Origin of the sequence: Pantoea eucrina, assembly GCF_002095385.1 — a bacterium.
Lineage (GTDB): Bacteria > Pseudomonadota > Gammaproteobacteria > Enterobacterales > Enterobacteriaceae > Pantoea > Pantoea eucrina.
Genome location: NZ_MIPP01000019.1, coordinates 42377 through 63544, shown reverse-complemented (window position 1 = coordinate 63544; position 21168 = coordinate 42377). Strand labels below are relative to the sequence as shown.

The window sequence follows — 21168 nt, the reverse complement described above, 5'->3', positions numbered from 1 at the left end:
GCAAATAAGCGCAGCGATAATTTTACCGCTGCGCTTATTTAGCGCAGGTAAGATATCCGGAGATAAACTATTAACTCATCTGGACTGATATAAATTGAATGGCTTCACCATAAATTTTCTTAACGCCATCAATAGCCTGCGCTTCAGACTCTTGTAACTCCGCCAGAATGGCATATTTTTCAACGGGCACCCCCGCTGCAATAAGGGTAGTCACGGCGCGTCCTATCGCCTGATTAATGTCGTTAATAGGTTGTACATCAACCGGTTTCACCAGGTTTTCTCCACAGATAAAATATGCCAGTCAGCACAAAGCCGCAGGCAGTAATACGTTACAGCAATGATTGCTGGTATATATAATGCCATAGAGAAAATAAATTTTAAATATAGATCTGAGCCATGTTTTATTGCCCGCTAAGGCGTCTTTTTAACTTGGCGGTTCGTTAAAAAAACGTGCTGCTTGCTATCAACGTACAATCGGGCTAGCCTGCTGATCGTTGAAATAATCACGCTAAGTACAGGCATACATTAATGGCAGTTATTCCGAAAAACTACTCGCGGCTGGAGAGCGGCTACCGTGAGAAAGCACTTAAAATTTATCCGTGGGTGTGCGGGCGCTGTGCGCGGGAGTTCGTTTACTCAAACCTGCGCGAGCTGACGGTACACCATATCGATCACGATCATACCAACAATCCGGAAGATGGCAGCAACTGGGAGCTGCTTTGTCTCTACTGCCACGATCATGAACATTCAAAATATACCGAAGCTGATCAGTACGGTACGCGAGTGGTGGCGGGAGAGGATGCGCAGGATGAAGTGGGTGCCGCGACATATAACCCGTTTGCCGATCTGAAATCGCTTATCAGCAAGAAGAAGTAGCAGCGCTGCCACACACATTTACAGGTCAGTAAAATGAGACGGCGGGAAACCTGTGTTATAGTGCGTTTGCGTACTTTTCTAAGTCGCGAATTTCACTGGCGCTTGTGCCAACCCGATACGCCCTGCCGGGTGTCGGGCTCTTTTTAGCCCGGTTACGCGCGCACAAAAAAACCCGCACAAGGCGGGTTTTTTTATCAGCAGCATTTAACTGCTCAGACTACTGTCTTCATCGCTATCGTAAGCGCTGCCGATCGTCAGCGCAGCTTACAGTGCGGTAACGTTAGCAGCAGCTGGACCTTTAGCACCATTCTCGATGGTGAAAGAGACCTTCTGGCCTTCGTCCAGGGTTTTGAAGCTGTCACTCTGGATTGCAGAGAAGTGTACGAACACGTCTTTGCTGCCATCTTCAGGAGTGATAAAGCCGAAACCTTTATCTGCGTTGAACCATTTTACTAAACCAGTCATTTTGTTAGACATAGATACTTCCTTAATTGATGAGCCATAAACTATGGCGATGGTGGCCTGTATCAGAGCGTTACTTATTGGGCACTTAGGAGGAGGCTCATGAAGAAGGGGTATCTGTGGATAACACTTGAACTGAGGACTGCTTTACTAAAACTGCTTCATAAGGTCTGTATTCCAAACCGATGACGCTATTAAGCCACACCTGTTCCGGTTTAGCAACACTTATATTACATCCTCTTTAATGCCTCCGCCAGATAAGCCCTGCACCACGTTTTACCTCCCGGTCATCATCCGGGAGGCGGAAAACCACATAGTGAAAGAGGTATTTTTATACGCCTCAAACGGAATTGTGACAAAGATCACAAATTCATCCTTCAGAAACGCTGATGTAAAATTTACTGAAATTACCCTATTGAATGATAATAATTATCATTTATAATCTCATTCAAATTTTAAGGCCGACTTATACAGGTCTGCCCACGTATGCCAAATGATGGCTTATGTTAATGATATTTATAAATTATTATTTTTTAGATTTTTGCAGAAGCAACAGAGCCTATGACACCTGTTGTCTTATTTGTCAGCAGGATTTAAAGATTTTTAGTAACAGGAAAGGATTATGTTTACACGTTCATCTGCGCAATCATTACCAATCGTAACCTCTGAGCCGCAGTCAGGCGCGCCGGAGAGCTGGCTTTTTAACGATCGTCAGCTTGATGCCTGGGCCGGACAGACGCAGGAGGTGCTTAAGCTACTGACCCAGACGGTGCAGGGCGTAGAAAAGCCGTTTAGCGGTATTCTGCCGCACGAGCTGGCAAACGAGTTCCGCAGTGTGGATCTTAATTCTCCACTGGGCAATAACGAAGCTGCACTGGCCGAGCTGTCTCAGCTCTATCTGCGCGATGCGGTCTGGTTTCACCATCCTAAATATGTTGCGCATCTGAATTGCCCGGTCGTCCTGCCGTCGCTAATGGCAGAGCAGGTGATGGCCGCCGTCAACAGTTCTGTCGATACCTGGGATCAGAGTGCCGGCGGTACGCTAATTGAGCAAAAAGTTATCGACTGGACGCTGGAGCGTATCGGCCTGCCCGCCGCTGCGGACGGTATTTTCACCAGTGGTGGTACGCAGTCAAACCTGATGGCAATGCTGCTGGCTCGCGACAGCTGGTGCGAGGCGCATCATCCGGGGCATCTGATCAAATATCGCGGCCTGCCTGAAACCGCCGGTAAGTGGCGCGTATTCACGTCTAAATTGAGTCATTTCAGTATCCAGAAATCGATGGCGATCCTCGGCCTGGGCTACGATGCCGTTGTGCCGGTTGACCATGATGCCGATTACCGTATGGATGCGGGTATGCTGGAGCACGAAATCCAGCGCTGCCGCGAAGAGGGGCTGATCCCGATTGCGGTGGTAGCAACCAGCGGCACCACCGATTTTGGCAGCATCGATCCGCTGGAAAAGATCGCCGCGCTGTGTCAGCGCAATGGATTATGGATGCACGTTGATGCCGCCTATGGCTGTGGTCTGCTGGTTTCAGAACAGCACCGCCAGCGTCTGCGCGGTATTGAACAGGCAGACTCAGTCACCGTTGATTACCACAAATCGTTCTTCCAGACGGTAAGCTGCGGGGCGTTCTTTGTACGTAACAAAGACCATCTGAAACATGTTACGCACCATGCTGACTACCTCAATCCACTGAGCGCGCAGCAGGAAGGGACGCCAAACCTGGTCAACAAAAGTATTCAGACCACGCGTCGCTTTGATGCACTGAAGATGTGGCTGACGCTGCGCGTCATGGGCCCGGCCGCGCTGGGTGAAGCGTTTGACTCGCTGATTGACCTTGCACAGCGTGCGCATCAGCTGCTGCGCGCGCATCCGGCAATCGAGGTGCTGCACGCACCAGAACTCACCACGCAAATCTTCCGCTTTGTGCCGCGCCAGTCGCTCAGCGGCCCGCAGCTCGACGATATCAACGCTGCGATCCGCAAGGCGCTGTTCCGTTCCGGCAATGCAATTGTGGCAGGCACGAAAGTCGACGGCCGGCAGTATCTGAAATTCACCCTGTTAAATCCTGCCACCACCGCGGCAGATCTGGAAGAGGTGATTAACCTGGTTGCGCATTACGGGCGCGAACAGCTGCGCACGACCGCGCTCCACGCGGCAAATCAGTGAGAACTCTGTTATGAATAACACCGTTTACGATTTTATAGGCATCGGTATCGGCCCGTTCAACCTTGGACTGGCCTGTCTCAGCGAACCGGTAGAGAGACTCAACGGCGTATTTCTCGATCAGAATGCGGGTTTTGACTGGCACACCGGCATGATGCTGGAAAGCGCACACCTGCAGACGCCATTTATGGCCGACCTGGTGACGCTGGCTGACCCCACCAGCCCTTACAGCCTGCTGAATTACATGAAAGAGAAAGGAAAACTCTACTCATTCTACATCCGGGAAGATTTTTTCCTGATGCGTAAAGAGTATAACCAGTATTGCCAGTGGGCCTGCGAGCGCCTCAGTAACCTGCGCTGGAACCGTCACGTGGAGTACGTAAGTTATGATGCGGAGCGGGCGGTTTATCGCGTTCAGGCGGTGAATAGTCAGAGCGGCGCGACCGAAGAGTGGCTGACGCGTCATCTGATCCTCGGCACCGGTCCGGTGGCCTGGCTCCCGGAGTGCAGTCAGCCGCATCGTCAGCGTATTACGCACTCCAGCGACTATCTGAAAAACAAAGCAGAGCTGCAGCAGAAGCGGTCTGTCACCGTGCTGGGCAGCGGTCAGAGCGCGGCTGAAATTTACTATGACCTGCTCAGCGATATCGACCGGTTTGATTATCAGCTGAACTGGATCACCCGTGCGCCGCGCTTCTATCCGCTGGAGTACACCAAGCTGACGCTGGAGATGACCTCACCGGAGTGGGTGGACTATTTTCATGCGCTGCCGCCGGCGAAGCGCGACCGGCTGAATGCAGACCACAAGAATCTCTATAAAGGTATCAACAGCAGCCTGATCAACGATATTTATGATCTGATGTACGTCAAACAGCTCGACGGCCCGCTCGACGTCAATCTCTTCACACACTCAGCGCTGACCGATCTGCGCTGGCTGCCGGCAGGGGAGTTTGAACTCTCGCTCTGGCAGCAGGAGCAGGAGTGCGCCTTTACCCGTCGTACCGAAGGGCTGGTGATGGCAACCGGCTATCACTACCGTCCGCCGATGTTTATCGAAGGCATCAGTCAGCGGCTGCGCTGGGACGAGCAGGGGCGCTACGATGTGCAGCGTAATTACAGCATCGATCATCACAATCAAATCTTTGTGCAAAACGCAGAGCTGCATACGCACGGTTTTGTGACGCCGGATCTCGGCATGGCCTGCTATCGCAACTCCGTTATTTTACGCGAAATTACCGGACGCGAAGTTTATCCGGTAGAGCGGCAGATCGCGTTTCAGACTTTCCCGGCACAGACGGAGCGCTGACATGAGCACAGAGATGATTTACCGCGTTCAGCGACCGGCAGGCACCTTTAGCCTGCGCCCGATGCAGGCCGCCGATGCCGCACTGATCCACAGCTGGGTAACGCGCGACTACGCCCGCTTCTGGGGCATGCAGAACGACACCCTGGAGCAGGTCGCCGCTTTTTATCACGGGCTGACCGCAAATAATCCCCACGCCGCCCTGATTGGCTGCTGTGAAGGGCAGCCGGTGTTTCTGATGGAGTGCTACCGCGCCAGCGAGGATGAAATCGGACGGTTCTATCCGGCCGCGCCCGATGATTACGGGATGCATATTCTGATTGCGCCCGCCAGCACACCCATTCCGCAGTTCAGCTGGCAGGTCTTTACCGTTGCCATGGGATACCTGTTCAGTCTGCCGCAGGTCGGACGCGTGGTGGTGGAGCCTGACGTACGCAATGAGAAAATTCACCGGCTGAATAAACGGGCCGGCTTTCGCTATCAGCACACGCTCGATCTCGGGCATAAAACCGCCTGGCTGGCGTTTTGCCAGCGGGAAGATTATCAACAGGCTCTGGAGCAGGATATTTTGACCATGAACACCCCCTCTGCGCTGCTGACAGGATCCCACCTTACGGGCGATAACTGGGCACAGGCAAACCGGATGCTGATCCGCAAAGCGATAAGCGAGTTTGCCCACGAAAAGCTGGTTACGCCCGTTGAAAACGGCGCAGGCTGCTATACGCTGGCCGTACCGGGCGGCGAAGCACATTATCAGTTCCGCGCAGAACGTCTGGCGCTGGACCACTGGAATATTGACGCCGCGTCACTGCTGAAGCAGGAAAATGGCCGGCCGCTGACGCTGGATGCGCTGCAGTTTATCGTGGAGTTTAATCAGCAAATCGGCATTCCGCAGGCGCTGCTGGCAACCTATATGGAAGAGATCAGCAGCACGCTCAGCAGCAGCGTCTATAAGCTGCAGAAGCAGAATCCAGATGCGCAGGCTCTGGTGCACGCTGATTTCCAGACCATTGAGGCGGCAATGACCGAGGGGCACCCCTGTTTTGTCGCCAATAATGGCCGCATTGGTTTTGACGCCCGCGATTATCTCGCTTTTGCGCCAGAGGCCGCCGCACCGGTCCAGCTTATCTGGGTTGCGGTACATCAGCGCAACGCCCATTTTTCCAGTCTGAGTACGCTGAGTTATGAGCAGCTGATGCGTGATGAGCTGGGCGCGGAGACTCTGGCGCGGTTTACAGAGCAGCTGAGCGCGCGCGGGCTGAATGCGGATGAGTATATCCTGATGCCGGTGCATCCGTGGCAGTGGCAAAACAAACTGCTGACAGTATTCGCGGCCGATATTGCTCAGCAGGATATCGTCTGGCTCGGCGAGGGCGACGATCGCTATCAGGCGCAGCAATCGATCCGCACCTTCTTTAACCGCAGTCAGCCCGCGAAGCGCTACGTCAAAACCGCGCTGTCGGTGCTTAACATGGGCTTTATGCGCGGTCTCTCACCCTATTATATGGCGACCACGCCCGCGATTAACGAGTGGCTGGAACAGCTGGTCAGCAGGGATGCGTGGCTGCAGCGCTGTGATTTCCGTATTTTGCGGGAGGTTGCGGCGGTGGGCTATCACAACCGTTACTACGAGCAGGCCATCAGCGGCGATTCCGCCTATAAAAAGATGTTTGCTGCGCTGTGGCGGGATAATCCGGCAGCCCGCCTGCAGCCGGGTCAGCGTCTGATGACGATGGCCGCACTCCTGCATGTTGATCACCACCAGCAGGCGCTGTTACCAGCGCTGATCGCTGACTCAGGCCTGCCGGCAAAAGAGTGGGTGGCGCGCTATCTGAACTGCTATCTCAGCCCGCTGCTGCACTGCTTCTACCAGCACGATTTAGTGTTTATGCCCCACGGCGAAAACCTGATCGTGCTGCTGGAGAATAATGTGCCGGTCAGCGCCTACATGAAAGATATTGGTGAAGAGATTGCCGTCATGGATCCGGACGCGCAGCTGCCGGAAAAAGTGAGCCGACTGGCAGTGGATGTGCCGGACGATCTCAAGTTACTGTCGATTTTTACCGACGTATTCGACTGCATTTTCCGCTTTATCAGCGCCATTCTGCACGACGCCGGTACGCTGTCGCAGGATCAGTTCTGGCAGGCGGTAGCGCAGTGCGTGAAAGAGTATCAGCAGGCGCATCCGCAGCTGGCAGCTAAATTTGCACGCTTTGATATGTTTACCCCGGCGTTTACCCGCTCCTGCCTTAACCGGCTGCAGCTGGCGAATAATCAGCAGATGATTAACCTCACCGACCCGGCGGAAAATCTCAAGTTTGCCGGTACGCTGGATAACCCGATTGCCCGCTGGCGCTGATAAGGCGTTCGCTGGCTGACATCTGTGACGCGGTTGCTCCGGCAACCGCGTTTTTTATCATTCTGCAACGGGTAAGGATCGGTAATGGCCCTGTATGAACCGGTGTCGCAGCTCACGCGCCGCCGCATAATTTTTCCGCTCTCGCTGGTACTGTTTGAATTCGCCACCTATATCGCGCATGACATGATCCAGCCCGGCATGCTGCTGGTCACTGAGGAGTTTGGTGCCGGACCTGAGTGGGTTTCCGCTTCGCTAACCGCCTATCTGATCGGCGGTATGATGCTGCAGTGGCTGCTGGGGCCGCTTTCCGATCGCATCGGGCGGCGTCCGGTGCTGCTTAGCGGCGTCGCTTTTTTTATGCTGACCTGCATTGCCACTCACTGGGTGCAGAGCATTGAGCAGTTCGTACTGCTGCGCTTTCTGCAGGGAGTCAGCCTGTGCTTTATCGGCTCTGTAGGCTACGCCGCTATTCAGGAGGCGTTCAGTGAAGCGCTGAGCGTGAAGATCATGGCGCTGATGGCAAACGTCGCGCTGCTGGCTCCGCTGGCCGGGCCGCTGGCCGGGGCCGCTTTTCTGACTATCAGCGACTGGCGCACCCTGTTCTGGCTCTTCGGCGGCGTGACGGCGCTGGCCCTGCTGGGCCTGTGGTGCACTATGCCGGAAACCGCAGGGGATCGTACGCGCTCGATCTCACCCGGCGCGCTGGGCAGGGGTTACTGGCAGCTGCTGCGCGATCGCCAGGTTATGCGCGGCTCGCTGGCAATCGGCCTGGTGACCATTCCCTGCCTCGCCTGGGTAGCGCTGTCGCCGGTTATTCTGATGCACGATGCCGGCCTGAGCCGTATGGAGTATGCGCTGCTGCAGCTGCCGGTGTTTCTGGCGATGATCGCCGGTAACCTGACGCTGGGGCGCCTCAGCAGCCGGCTGCCGATCCAGCGACCGCTGCAGCTGGGAGCCTGGCCGGTGGTAGCGGGTCTTGCGCTGGCGGCAGTCGCGACCATAGCCGATCGGCACAGCTATCTGTGGCTGACCGCCGGCCTCAGCCTTTACGGTTTTGGCACCGGACTGGTTAATGCCGGACTCTATCGTATGACGCTTTTTTCCAGCCAGGCGGGCAAGGGCAGCGTGGCAGCGATGGTGGGTATGGTAACAATTCTGATTTTTGCACTCGGCATTGAAGCGGCAAAATACGCCTATTTCAGCTTTTACAGTACCGGCTTTAGCCTGATTAATCTGGCCTGCGGATTGCTCTGGCTGGGGCTGATCCGCGCATTTCTGCGTGAAAACCGGCGGCGGCAGCCCGCGCTGCAGCAGGCCTGACGCATTTATCTAAAGCGAGCTGCGGCTCGCTTTTCAGCCATTCCCCCACTTTTTAACCGGTTTCCGGCAGAAAATTTAACTGCAGACACATCTTGAAATGCCACTATCAAAAAGATAATAATTCTCATTAATATTAGCATTACCATTGCCTCTGGCATCCATCGGCTCTCCGGCTGCACCGGAGAGAACTGCGTGTTTTTAAGGGAATTAACCATGCGAGTGCCTTTTACTCTGAAGCGTTCTGTTCTGTTCTGCTCCGTCGCATTATCTGCATCACCGCTGCTGTATGCAGCTGAGACTCTGGTTGTCACCGCGCAGCCGGCTGAAACGGCTACGACTCCCACCACCGGCTATACGGCGAAAACCAGCCAGGGCGCGACTAAAACCGATCGCCCGCTGATCACTACCGGTCAGGCCGTTTCAGTGGTGACGCGTCAGCAGATGGAAGATCAGGGCGCGATGAGCGTAAATCAGGCGCTGAATTATACCGCAGGCGCCTTTACAAACTTCGCCGGTGCGGCGTCGCGTTACGATACGGTATCACTGCGCGGCTTCCACGGTGGCGATGTCGACAATGTCTTCCTGGATGGCCTGCGACTCATGAGCGATCCCGGCAGCTATAACGTGCTGCAGGTTGATCCCTGGTTCCTGGAGCGTATCGATGTGATTAAAGGTCCTTCATCTGCGCTTTATGGTCAGACGGTGCCGGGCGGGCTGGTGATGGAGACGTCAAAACGTCCGCAGTTCCGGCAGGAAGGGCATTTCCGTCTCTCGGCGGGTAACAACAACATCAGCTCAGCCGCCTTTGACTACACCGATGCGCTGAACGATCAGCTGGCGTTCCGCCTGACCGGTATTACGCGCAACAGCGATACCCAGTACGAACACACGCGGGAGGAGAAATATGCGATTTCACCCTCGCTGCTCTGGCAGCCGTCGGAAGATACCTCGCTGCTGCTGCGCGCCTATCTGCAGAAAGATCCGTCAGGCGGCTACCACAGCGCGGTGCCGGGTGAGGGCAGCATCACCGAACACAACGGCTATAAGCTGAGCAATGGCTTCTACGACGGCCAGAGCTCACTCGACCAGTTCAAACGCCGCGAGCAGATCTACAGCGCCGAATTTGCCCACCGCTTTAATGACACCTGGGCGTTCCGCTCTAATGCCAGCTACTCTCACTCAAACGTCGATCTCGATCAGGTGTATCAAATCGGCTGGACAGGGAACAGTTCAGATCTGCTGAACCGCTACTACTCCGGCTCGCGCTCATCGCTGAAAGCGTACGCGATCGATAATCAGCTGGAAGCAGATTTCGCCACCGGCGCACTAGACCATAAAGTGGTGCTGGGCGCGGAATATCACCAGTATAAAAATGACCTGCATGACGCAAGCGGCTACGCCAGCCAGCTGAATGCGCGGACCGGGGCTTCAGTGGGCGCCAACGACGTGTTCAATTTCACCCGCTCGCAGCGCTACTACTATCAGACCGGCGTCTACCTGCAGGATGAGATGGTCTGGGATAAGTGGCATCTTGATCTGTCGGGCCGCTATGATCGTATTGTGTCGCAGACCGAAAATTACGATCGGGCAACCAAAAACCGGCGTCAGGATGACCACGTGGGCGGGCGTGCCGCGCTGCTTTATGCGTTTGACAACGGTGTCTCACCTTATGTGAGTTACAGCCAGGCTATTACGCCGCAGTCGCTCTCGGGCCAGAACGGCAACCTGCTGAAACCCACTACCGCAGAGCAGTATGAAGCGGGCGTGAAATATCAGCCGCCGGGGACCTCCGATCTCTACACCGCAGCGGTGTACGATCTTACGCAGAAAGATGTCGGCAACCGTATTGTGCAGGGTTCTTATTTTGTGCCTGCCGGTAAAGTGCATTCACAGGGGCTGGAGCTGGAGGCGCATACCCAGCTGACGCCGCGTCTCAGCACCATCGCTAACTACACCCTCAGTCACGTACGGTATAAAGATTCGGTGGATGGCAACGATGGCCACACGCCATATGTCACCCCCAACTCTATGGCTTCGCTCTGGAGTAAATATCAGTTTGACTATGGTCTGAGCGTGGGTGCCGGCGTGCGTTACATCGGCAAACAGTGGGCTGATAATGAAAATACCCGGCGCCTGCCTTCTGCCACTCTGTTTGACGCGTCGGTCCGCGCCGATCTCGGTGCCTGGAACAGCCAGCTGAAAGGGGCTTATGTACAGGTTAATGCCAATAACCTCACCGACCGGGAATATGTCGCCGCCTGCTACGGCACGGGCTACTGCTACTGGGGCGCTGAGCGCTCAATTGTCGCGACCGTGGGTTACGATTTCTGATCGGATAATACGCTGCCGGCGTACAGCCTGACGCCGGCAAACATACAGCCCGTAAGCTGGTTTATCCGCTTACGGGCTTTTTTCTGGTCAGCGCGGGTTAAAAGCTTTCCCAGCTGGCGTCCGCTGTGGCCACAGGCCGGGGTTTAGCCGGCGACGGCGTCAGCACTGGCCTGGCAGCAACCCGGGCGGCATTTTCCTGTTCCGCTGAAAGACGGAAGATGGCCACGGTTTTCTCCAGTTCAATCGCCTGCGACTCCAGCGAGCTTGCTGCGGCTGAAGACTCCTCAACGAGAGCCGCATTCTGCTGGGTGGTGGTATCCATCTCCGACATCGCCTGCGCAATCTGCGAAATGCCCCGGTTCTGTTCATCAGAGGCGGCGGCAATCTCACCCATAATGTCGCGCACCTGCGTCACCGACTGCACAATATCATTCATTGTCGTACCGGCACGATCCACCAGCGCCGAGCCGTCGCTGACGCGATCCAGTGACTCACGGATCAGCGTCTCAATCTCTTTTGCCGCCACGGAGCTGCGCTGCGCCAGGTTTCTGACTTCGCCCGCTACCACGGCAAAACCGCGTCCCTGTTCTCCGGCCCGCGCCGCTTCAACCGCTGCGTTCAGCGCCAGGATATTGGTCTGGAACGAGATACTGTTGATGACATTGATGATTTCACCAATTTTACCGGAGCTCTGACTGATACCGCTCATGGTAGCGATCACGTCGCGAACAATCTCGCCGCCGCGGCCAGCATTGCCGGAGGCGTCGGCCGCCAGCTGGCTGGCGTGATGCGCATTCTCAGCGTTCTGCTTCACCGTAGAGGTCAGCTGTTCCATACTCGCGGCGGTCTGCACCACGGCAGCACTCTGCTGCTCGGTGCGGGAAGAGAGATCGGTATTGCCGGCGGCAATCTCTGCGGAGGCGCGCGCCACGCTGCTGACGCCGCTGCGCACGTTAGCGATAATCGTCTGCAGGCTATGGTTCATGCTGTCAACCGCCTGCATCAGCTCTCCCAGCTCATCGCCACGGGTGGTTTTCAGCGACGTGCTCAGATCGCCTGCGGCAATGCGCTGCGCCGCGCTGAGCGTTTCACGCAGCGGGTGCGTAATGCTGCGCGTAATGCGCCAGGCAATCAGCAGGCTCAGCACCACGCAGATCGCGGCAGCGATAGCGATGCGCCACTCAGCGCCTTTGATAAACGAGGCAGAAAGCTGCGACTGATAGCTGAACATATCTGCCACGCCCGCATTCAGCCGCTCCGCCGCGCCCGTCAGGATGATGGATTCACTTTTCTCGCTGTTAAAAGCGTTCAGGTAGGGCGCCAGGGCGGGGCGCTGCTGATTGACCGCGGCCAGCACGGCCTGCGTTGCGGTAGTGATATCCCCCTGATTAAAACTGTCGAGCAGTTCGGTCAGGGTGGTGATGGTGATAAATTTATCCGCTATGGCGTCTCTGCTGGTTTCGCCGGGATTTTTCAGGAAGTTCTCTTCAATATTAGCGGTATCGTAGAGGGTCGCCGTAAGCTGCATAACCGGCGGCGCGGTCTCTGGCGTCAGGCCGCGATTCAGCGACTCCAGCTGATGTGCCAGCTTAATCAGCGCGGCAGGCGTAATTGCACTGAAGGCCGCGGTGGTTTCTTTAGCGGCGGCAATAAATTTTTCGCGCTGATCCTGATAGCTGTGCATCAGTTCACCCAGCTGGTTCACTTTCTGCAGCCCCTCTGCGTTCCAGCTAAAGCTTTCCAGACGCTGATAAAGCGCGGTAAATTCTTTCAGCGCCTTAACGTTCCGCACGGCAAACTGCTCATCTTTCGTGTACTGATACAGAGTGCGATTCAGCCGTGCTTTACTGAGCGTATTCACCATCTCAACCGTCACGGTGCGCCGGGCTGAGTTATCTTTAATGCTGCGAAAACAATCAAATGCGATAACAGTGATTGCCAGTGAGGCGGCTATCACGATAATAAAACCGGCTCCCAGTTTCTTTCCGATTTTAATATTTGAGAGGGAGTGAGCAAGGCCCATAAAATTCACCTTTAGTGAGATAATGAAATGCAGGTCAGAGGGAGGCGGAACGCGTGCTCTGCCGTCAATTTACTATCGTCACGGCTCACAGAAGCTTGATATCTATTTTTAACGTTCGTCTTTTTATAAATAAATAAATGATGATCCAGAACAATATGGCGTCGGGGAAAACAGGATCGCGCTAAATAAGCGGATCCCCGCCACCGGATACGGCAGCGCCTGGTATCAGGCGGCGCTGCCTGAAAAGCGTCGGGTCAGAACGGCCCCCAGTTGATAGCGACCCCTGTCAGCAGCATCACCACACAGATCACAAACCAGATTGCGATGACCGGGGCAACAAAGCGCAGCCACTGACCGAATGAAACGCCTGCCGTGGCGAGCACCGCCATCAGCACGCCGGACGTCGGGCTCATACAGTTGACGATCCCTTCACCCAGCAGTACCGACTGCACCATCACCTGGCGCGTCAGGCCAAGGTTATCGCCCAGCGGTGAGAAAATAGGGATCAGAAGCGCCGATTCTCCCGAGCCGGATGAGATACCAAAGTGGATCAGTGCGGCGCTGATAAACATGCCAATCGTTGCCAGCCAGGCGGGCACCGGCTCCAGCAGATCGGAAAGAAATCCGACGATCGGGTCGAGGACATTGCCCTGCTGCAGCACCAGTGAAATGGCAGCGGCCATCCCCACGATAAACGCCCCTTTGACCAGCGTGGCGCAGCCTGCCAGGAAGGTGTTGGCAATGTCCGATCCTGAGAGACGGCCCATCAGTCCGACGATAATAGTCAGCAGAATAAACATCGCTGACATCTCACGGGTGCCCCAGTGATAGCGCACCGTACCGGCAATAAAGAGCAGCAGCGCCAGCGCCGTGGTCGCCAGAATCAGCTTATGTCGTCCGGTTACCGGAGCAATACTCTCCGCAGCGGCAGACATAGCGGGCCGGCACTCACCGTTTTTACGCGCACGGCGCACGGCGTGGATCAGATAAAGCGCGGCGCTGACCACAAACAGCAGGCAGGTCAGGGCGCGCAGCAGCATGCCGGAGAACAGCGGCAGCTGCGCCAGATGCTGCGTCAGCCCGGTGGTGGCCGGATTCAGGATCGCGACATTATATCCGGCGGCGCAGGTCAGATAGACCAGCGAGGCCCCAAGCATAGGGGAGAGTCCGAGTGAGCGCCCCACCAGCAGTCCGATCGGCACAAAGGCGACCACCGCATTGACGACCACGCCGGTGGTGCCGAGCAGCGAGAAAATCACGGCGAAAATAATGATGATGCGCGTATCACTCAGCGTGCTGCTGCGCGACAGCGCCTGCAGAGCCGTCGCTATCGCCCCGGTTTTCTCGATTACCGCCAGTACGCCTCCGGTAAACAGGATCAGAAAGATAATGGGGGCCTGTTTAACCATGCCCGCAGCGATCGCCATAAAGATCTCCAGCGGCAGCACACCGCTCTGCGGCACCGCATGCAGACTCTCTTTGACGGCAAACTTAATGCCGTCGCGCGTCTCATAATCGTAGACGCCCGCCGGTATAATCCAGGTCGCCACGGCGGCCAGCGCCAGAATAATAAACAGCAGCAGGTAGGGGCTGAGGCCCTCCCGCGGGCGCACAGCCCTGTCCGGTTTTTCCAGCGATATCTGTGTCATGGCGTCTCTCCGCTCAGCAGGCCAGCCAGCAGCGCCGTACGCTGCACCACCTCCGCAACAATAATATGCTCATGCCGCGCGTGAATACCGGCACCGGTGGCGCCCAGCCCATCCAGCGTGGGCAGCCCGAGTGCGGCGGTAAAGTTGCCGTCGCTGCCGCCGCCCACGGAGGCGCCTTCCAGCGTCAGGCCCAGCTGACGACCGATGTGCGCCGCGCGGGCAAACAGTGCGCGTGATGCCGCGCTCTGGCGCATGGGCGGGCGCCCCTGTTCACCGCTGATATGCAGGGTCACGCGCGGGTCATGCGGCTGGAGCTGCATAATTGCCGCGTGCAGGCGGGCCGCCTCCTCTTCAGAGGTGACGCGCGTATCCACTTCCAGACGCGCGCGATCCGCCACCACGTTCGCCCGGCTGCCGCCGCTGGCAACGCCGACGTTGACCGTAGTGCCACGTTCGGGCGCGTTGAGCGCGTGCAGCGCCAGAATCTGCTGCGCCATCTCCAGCACCGCGCTGGCACCTTCTTCCGGATTGTTGCCGGCGTGCGCCGCCAGGCCGGTCAGCGTAAGGTCATAGCGGCCGGTGCCTTTGCGGGCGACCTTCAGCGCGCCGCTGCCCGCTACCGCTGGCTCGACAACCAAGACCTGGGCGGAGCCCCGGGCGTGGGTTTCAATCCACTGCTGCGAACCGGGGCTGCCCAGCTCCTCATCACTGTTGCAGAGAAACACCACATTTTGCCAGCCTGGCAGATCAAGCTGCTGCAGTGCGCGTACTGCCCAGATCGCCTGCACCAGGCCCGCTTTCATATCGAGAATGCCGGGGCCGTACAGGCGTCCCTCTTCTTCACGCAGCGTAAGCTCGCCTTTATTCCAGACGGTATCGAAATGGCCAATAATGGTGCTCTGCGGCGTTTGTCCGCCCAGCGAAAATTTCAGGTTATTACCATAGTGCTGCTGCGGTGTTATTTCCGCCCGCACGTTAAGACGCTGCTGAAATAGCTGCTGCAGCACTTCACCGCAGGCGTCAACGGCAGATTTGTCATCAGAGGGAGATTCAGCCGCCACCAGCGTTTTTATGTCCGCCAGAATATCTGCGGCATGCTGTTCCAGATAAAGAGTAATCGCTTTCATTTTATAGTTTTCCTGTCTGTCGGGTTTGCACAGGCAGTATGCGCAGAAAAAATGCTACAGAAAAATAAGCCCTTCCGGCTATTATTGTTGCTTTCAGGTCAACAGATAAGCGGAAAGTATGACATTATCCAGCTATCCCGAAAAATCGATAAGCTACCTGTATGAGGTCGGAATGCACGGCGGGATCCGCCGCGCTGCAGATGCGCTGGGCGTCAATGCTTCCGCCATCAGCCGCCAGCTGGCGCAGCTGGAGCGCGCGCTGCAGCTGCCGCTGCTGGAACGACGCGGCAGAAATGTGGTCCTGACCGATGCGGGTAAACTGCTGGCAGAGGATTATGCGCTGACCAGTCAGCGCCGCCGTCAGCTGGAGCGGCAGCTGCAGGATATGCGCCATATGCGCGGCGGCAGCGTTACGCTGCGCGTGGGCCAGGGGATGGCAGACGAAGTGATCCGTCACGTTATTGCCGAGTTCTCTCAGGCTTACCCGGCGGTTTTTGTGAATATTCAGTCGGGAGATATGCAGACCACGCTGACGCTGCTGGCAAAAGGTGAGGTGGATATGGCGGTGAGTTTTGGCCCCTCCGGCCCGCCCGGACTCCGCTGTAACAGCTTCAGGCGCGGTCCGATCTGTGCGGTCGTGCCCCCCTCACATCCGCTGGCCGCGCTGGATAAAGTTACGCTGTCACAGCTGGCTGAGCACCGGCTCATCGGCATGGATGAGCAGTTTGGTCTCCAGCGCTATCTGAATGCCATGTTCAGGAGTGAAGGACTCATCTTTACGCCCGCCTGTAGCTGTAACCTGTTTACCAGCGCCGTTTCTCTGGCGCTGGCCGGGCAGGGCGTGGCGTTTATGACGCCGCAGACGCTGAGAAGCATTCACGATTGCGATCGGCTGGTCGCGATACCGCTCGATCACCGCATTGCGCGCGAGAGTCAGTGTCAACTGCTGCACAGCGCCGATCACCGCATGACGCCCGCTGCGCACTATCTCTGGCGTCTGCTCAACAGCTATTTTGCGCGCTCCGCTAACGGATTACCGGCATAAAAAAAGCCGGACAGTGTCCGGCTCGGGATTCAGGGCTGGTCGCGATTAGAGCGCCACATCCTGTTTAGCAGATTCTTCGCGCGGCTTAGCCTGCATCGGCGCGGCCTGCTGCTCGCTCATATTGATGACAGGTGGTTTGGTCAGCTGGAGTACAGACGCGGTGTTATCCCACACCTGCTGCGTCAGCGCGGTATTGCCATTCAGTTTCTGGCCAAAGCTCGGCACGATAGTACGGATTTTTTCCTGCCACTCCGGTGAAGCAAACTGCTGCGGAAACAGCGATTTCATTACGTTCAGAGTGATAGGCGCAGCAGTTGAAGCACCCGGTGACGCGCCCAGCAGGGCCGCCACGGTTTTCTGCTGATCGGTGACAATTTCTGTACCGAGTTTCAGCACGCCGCCTTTGTCCGCATCTTTCTTGATGATCTGTACGCGCTGACCCGCCTGGATCAGTTTCCAGTCCTCTTTACGCGCGTTCGGATAGTACTCTTTCAGCGCGGCAAAGCGGTCGTCATCGTTCAGCATCACCTGACCAATCAGATATTTCACCAGGTCAAAGTTATCGATACCCACGTGGGTCATCGGCATAACGTTGCTGGTGGTGGTCGCGCTCAGCAGATCGAACAGCGAACCATTTTTCAGGTATTTGGTTGAGAAGGTGGCGAACGGCCCGAACAGCACCACTTTTTTACCGTCGAGGTTACGCGCATCGATATGCGGAACCGACATCGGCGGTGCACCTACGGAAGCCTGACCATACACTTTCTGCAGGTGACGGCTGGTGATCTCCGGGTTTTCGGTCATCAGGAATGAGCCGCCTACCGGGAAACCGCCGTAATTATCCGCTTCCGGAATGCCGGTTTTCTGCAACAGCTTGATGGCCGCGCCGCCGGCACCGATAAAGACATACTTCGCATCAACGCTGCGATCTTTACCGCTCTTCACATCTTTAATCGTGACGTGCCAGGAGTTATCACCGTTACGTTTGAAATCGGTCACTTCAGACGACGTTTCCAGCGTGAAGTTCTGATCTTTTTTCAGGCTGCCGATCAGCTGACGGGTAATTTCACCGTAGTTGACGTCAGTACCGACCGGTGTCCAGGTCGCAGCAACTTTCTGTGCCGGATCGCGGCCTTCCATCACCAGCGGTGCCCACTGCTCAATCTGCTTGTGGTCGGTTGAGAACTTCATGCCCTGGAACAGGGTGGTTTTCTGCAGCGCGGCGTAACGTTTAGTCAGATACTCAACGTTCTTATCACCCCAGACAAAGCTCATGTGCGGCGTAGAGTTGATGAACGAACGCGGATCGTGCAGCACACCGCGCTCAACCTGGCTGGTCAGGAACTGGCGGGTGATCATGAATGATTCGTTGATCTCCAGCGCTTTGCTAACGTCGATTGAACCGTCTGCACGCTCTGGCGTGTAGTTCAGCTCCATGTTAGCAGAGTGACCGGTACCGGCATTGTTCCAGCCATTGGACGACTCCATCGCCACGCCGTCGAGACGCTCAACCATCAGCTGTTTCCAGCCCGGTTGCAGCTCCTGCAGCCAGGTGCCCAGAGAGGCACTCATGATCCCGCCGCCAATCAGCAGCACGTCGGTTTTTTCTGGTGCGTTCTCAGCGTGAACCGCTGAAGAAACAAGCAGTGCGGTCAGCGAAAGCGCGGACACAATTTTTTTGGTCTGATTCATGCCAGTCCTGTTCTTTATTCAATGCAGATGAACGTTAAAAATTCGGATGGCAAATTAAAATATTGTTACGGAAAGATTAACCTGTTTTTAGTTATTTAACTATTTACGCGGATTAATTAAGTTACATAATTATATTCAGGTTAAATAAGCAGCAAATAAGGCGGGAGAGGCGATGTCAATATCAGCAGGATAACCGCTTCTGTTGCGCGGTTATTCTTTATAACCACAGGCTGAACTTAAAGCAAATAAAAGTGCGGATAATTGCGCCCGCCGGTTATTCAGCAGGCGCAGAGCGTTAGCCGTTTAGCGCAATCTCATCACCGGTGTGATAGAGCGTCGCTTTCGCCGCCAGCACCGGGTGCCCGTCATGCGCCGGCTCATGCGACTCCACATCACTGATATGATATCCCGCCGCCCCGGCGGCCAGCGTCTTTTTAACCACCGCATCGGTCAGATCTTCCATTGAGGTTGCCCAGCTCACGCTGGTTACGCTGGTGGGGCGCAGCGAAGCGATCTGCTGTGGCGTCAGATCGGCACGCACCAGCACCGGCTGAATATCCTGCGGGGTAAAAATAGAGATAACATCATTGATTAACGCTTTCATAGGCCTGCTCCTGAGAGAATTGCACGATATGGGTTCGTTATGCATTTTTCTGCCCGGCTTAAAAAGCGCGGGCGACAGAGTGACTAAACACTCTGCCGCGCCGTCTGGTTTAGCTTTAATTGCTAATAAGTTGTTAAGAAAAATTCTGCCACAACTTTGTCACTCTTACAGCAACCTGGTTGCATCTGCTTACAGGTTTATGCTGTGTTTTGGTGCACTTACCCGATCAAAACTCGCGCTGACCACCCAGTTCAATGACGCGGTTGGGCGGGATATGAAACTGTTCATGAGCGCGCAGCGCATTGCGCTGGCAAAAGTGAAAAATGCCGCCGCGCAGGCGCGCCAGACCACGACGCTGTTTCATCACCAGCGTGTCGTGGGAAGTAAAGAAAGACGCTTCATTGACCGAGCAGCCAAAGCCCTCCAGCCCGCACAGGTGCAGGATCTCAGCCATCGACGGCGTTTCACGCCAGCCATAGGCGGCAGTGACCTGCCAGAAGGAGGCGGAAAGCGGCGTCAGCGTTATACGCTGCTGGTTATGCACGCGCGGCGTGTCGACGGTGCGGATATGCAGCAGCACGACGCGACGGTGCAGCACGCGGTTATGTTTAAGGTTGTGCAGCAGCGCCTGCGGGATCTCAAACTCTTTACGCGCCAGAAACACGGCGGTGCCCTCCACGCGGCTGGGCGGGCTTTTTTCCAGCGAGCTGACCAGCGCCAGCAGGCTGGCCTGACTGCTGTCGAGACGCCGGATCAGCCGGTTGCGCTCGCTGCTCCAGATAAGCATCAGCGCCATCATGGTCAGCGCCAGCAGCACCGGGATCCAGCCGCCTGACAGCAGCTTCATCAGGTTTGCGATAAACAGCGGCACGTCGATGCACAGCATCATCAGCAGGAACAGCCCCGCCAGCGGCAGCGGCCAGCGCCAGTTGCGTTGCGCCACCACGCCTGCCAGCCCGGCGGTGATCACCATTGTACCGGTCACGACAATGCCGTAAGCAGAGGAGAGCGCCGACGACTCACGAAAGGCCACTACCACCAGCATCACGGCGGTAAACAGCAGCCAGTTCACGACCGGAATGTAGATCTGACCTGACTCGGTATGCGAGGTAAAGATAATGCGCATCGGCGGCAGAAAGCCCTGCCGTATCGCCTGATGCGTCAGCGTATAGACGCCCGAAATCACTGCCTGCGCGGCGATAACCGTTGCCAGCGTCGAGAGCACAATCAGCGGGATCTGCCCCCACGACGGCGCCAGCAGGTAAAAGGGATTACTGATCGCGGCGCTGTTCGCCATCACCAGTGCGCCCTGACCAAAATAGTTAAGCACCAGCGCCGGCATAGCGATAACCAGCCAGGCGAGGCGGATAGGGGTTTTACCCAGATGCCCCATGTCAGCATAGAGCGCCTCGGCACCGGTGACGGCCAGCACCACCATGCCGAGCGCCGCCAGCGACAGCGCAGAGTGGCTCAGCAAAAAGTCGAGCGCATAGTGCGGACTCAGCGCCTGAAGCACCTGCGGGTTAAGCAAAATGCCGCGTACGCCGAGCAGCGCAATGGCGGCAAACCAGACAAACATTACCGGCCCGAATATGCGGCTGACCTTTTCAGTGCCCTGGCGCTGAATGACAAACAGCAGCGTCAGAATAACCAGCGCCAGCGGGACCACAAACCGCTCCAGCGCCGGTGAAACCACTTCAATGCCTTCAATGGCGGAGAGCACCGAAATCGCCGGGGTGATCACCCCGTCACCATAAAAGAACGCGCCGCCGATGAGACCGGCCAGCATCACAGCGTGCCCCGCTTTGCTGCTGACGCCGCGTCGCGCCAGCGCCATCAGCGTCAGGATGCCTCCCTCTCCGTCATCATCCGCGCGCATGACGAAACAGACATACTTCAGGGTAACAATCAGCGTCAGCGCCCAGAAGATGAGCGATAAAAAGCCCATGACGGCAGCCGGTGTGACGCTGCCGTCGGGCAGAATCGACAGGCACTCTTTCAGGGTATAAAGCGGGCTGGTCCCGATATCACCAAAGACGATACCGGCAGCAGCCAGCATGCCGGCAGGCAGCGAGGCTTTGTGCGGGTGTTTCATGAATTTCCTGCTCAGGTTAACAGAGAGGCGCGGTCTCTTCAGCGCCGGAGTTATAGCGGCGAAGATAGCGGTTTTCGGCGCAGGCAGGGAGAGGGTGGCGAATATTTAC

15 protein-coding genes are annotated in these 21168 nt (G+C 56.4%); 7 read left to right on the top strand and 8 right to left on the bottom strand.

Annotated features, from left to right (window positions below; translation table 11 throughout):
• Positions 1 to 70: 70 nt before the first annotated feature.
• Positions 71 to 271 (bottom strand): hypothetical protein, encoded by a 201-nt coding sequence (locus HA43_RS10290; protein ID WP_094111613.1) that lies wholly within the window; start codon positions 269 to 271, stop codon positions 71 to 73.
• Positions 272 to 528: 257 nt separating this feature from the next.
• Here HA43_RS10290 and yajD point away from each other — a divergent pair, with 257 nt between their 5' ends.
• Positions 529 to 876 carry an HNH nuclease YajD gene (gene yajD, locus HA43_RS10285; protein WP_065647414.1) on the top strand — a complete coding sequence of 116 codons (348 nt, stop codon included), beginning with the start codon at positions 529 to 531 and terminating at the stop codon, positions 874 to 876.
• A 264-nt stretch (positions 877 to 1140) separates the two neighbouring features.
• On the opposite strand, the gene cspE is transcribed toward yajD, so the two are convergent.
• Positions 1141 to 1353 (bottom strand): transcription antiterminator/RNA stability regulator CspE, encoded by a 213-nt coding sequence (gene cspE / locus HA43_RS10280; RefSeq protein ID WP_071668354.1) that lies wholly within the window; start codon positions 1351 to 1353, stop codon positions 1141 to 1143.
• A gap of 607 nt (positions 1354 to 1960) precedes the next feature.
• On the opposite strand from cspE, the gene HA43_RS10275 reads away from it, so the two are divergent.
• From HA43_RS10275 to HA43_RS10250, 5 genes are all read left to right on the top strand, one after another.
• Positions 1961 to 3514, top strand: coding sequence for a pyridoxal phosphate-dependent decarboxylase family protein (locus HA43_RS10275; RefSeq protein WP_094111612.1), 1554 nt, complete (start codon positions 1961 to 1963; stop codon positions 3512 to 3514).
• A 10-nt stretch (positions 3515 to 3524) separates the two neighbouring features.
• A complete protein-coding gene (locus HA43_RS10270; RefSeq protein WP_094111611.1) occupies positions 3525 to 4817 on the top strand; it encodes a lysine N(6)-hydroxylase/L-ornithine N(5)-oxygenase family protein in 1293 nt (430 codons plus the stop codon).
• 1 nt (position 4818) lies between these two features.
• Complete coding sequence (locus HA43_RS10265) at positions 4819 to 7173, top strand: GNAT family N-acetyltransferase (RefSeq protein WP_094111610.1); 2355 nt, start codon at positions 4819 to 4821, stop codon at positions 7171 to 7173.
• An 84-nt stretch (positions 7174 to 7257) separates the two neighbouring features.
• Positions 7258 to 8493, top strand: a complete 1236-nt coding sequence (locus HA43_RS10260; protein ID WP_094111609.1) for an MFS transporter — start codon at positions 7258 to 7260, stop codon at positions 8491 to 8493.
• Between the two features lie 213 nt (positions 8494 to 8706).
• Entirely contained in the window at positions 8707 to 10824 is a 2118-nt protein-coding gene (locus HA43_RS10250) for a TonB-dependent siderophore receptor (RefSeq protein ID WP_094111608.1), read from the top strand.
• A gap of 97 nt (positions 10825 to 10921) precedes the next feature.
• Here the strand turns inward: HA43_RS10250 and HA43_RS10245 are convergent, their stop codons facing one another.
• The 3 genes from HA43_RS10245 to HA43_RS10235 all read right to left on the bottom strand — a co-directional run bounded on the left by HA43_RS10245 (position 10922) and on the right by HA43_RS10235 (position 15623).
• Positions 10922 to 12847 (bottom strand): methyl-accepting chemotaxis protein, encoded by a 1926-nt coding sequence (locus HA43_RS10245; protein ID WP_094111607.1) that lies wholly within the window; start codon positions 12845 to 12847, stop codon positions 10922 to 10924.
• Positions 12848 to 13101: 254 nt separating this feature from the next.
• Positions 13102 to 14496 (bottom strand): YfcC family protein, encoded by a 1395-nt coding sequence (locus tag HA43_RS10240; RefSeq protein WP_094111606.1) that lies wholly within the window; start codon positions 14494 to 14496, stop codon positions 13102 to 13104.
• Positions 14493 to 15623: a M20 family metallopeptidase gene (locus HA43_RS10235; RefSeq protein ID WP_094111605.1), complete on the bottom strand. Its 1131-nt coding sequence runs from the start codon at positions 15621 to 15623 to the stop codon at positions 14493 to 14495. Before HA43_RS10235 ends, HA43_RS10240 begins: the two co-directional genes overlap by 4 nt.
• A 118-nt stretch (positions 15624 to 15741) precedes the next feature.
• Between HA43_RS10235 and HA43_RS10230 the strand changes: the two genes are divergently transcribed.
• Entirely contained in the window at positions 15742 to 16668 is a 927-nt protein-coding gene (locus HA43_RS10230; RefSeq protein ID WP_040113507.1) for a LysR family transcriptional regulator, read from the top strand.
• Positions 16669 to 16713: 45 nt separating this feature from the next.
• On the opposite strand, the gene mqo is transcribed toward HA43_RS10230, so the two are convergent.
• The 3 genes from mqo to kup all read right to left on the bottom strand — a co-directional run bounded on the left by mqo (position 16714) and on the right by kup (position 21059).
• Positions 16714 to 18360, bottom strand: a complete 1647-nt coding sequence (mqo, locus tag HA43_RS10225) for a malate dehydrogenase (quinone) (protein ID WP_094111604.1) — start codon at positions 18358 to 18360, stop codon at positions 16714 to 16716.
• Between the two features lie 295 nt (positions 18361 to 18655).
• Entirely contained in the window at positions 18656 to 18964 is a 309-nt protein-coding gene (locus tag HA43_RS10220; protein ID WP_040113505.1) for a YdgH/BhsA/McbA family protein, read from the bottom strand.
• Positions 18965 to 19190: 226 nt separating this feature from the next.
• Entirely contained in the window at positions 19191 to 21059 is a 1869-nt protein-coding gene (kup, locus tag HA43_RS10215) for a low affinity potassium transporter Kup (protein ID WP_094111603.1), read from the bottom strand.
• Positions 21060 to 21168: the final 109 nt, after the last annotated feature.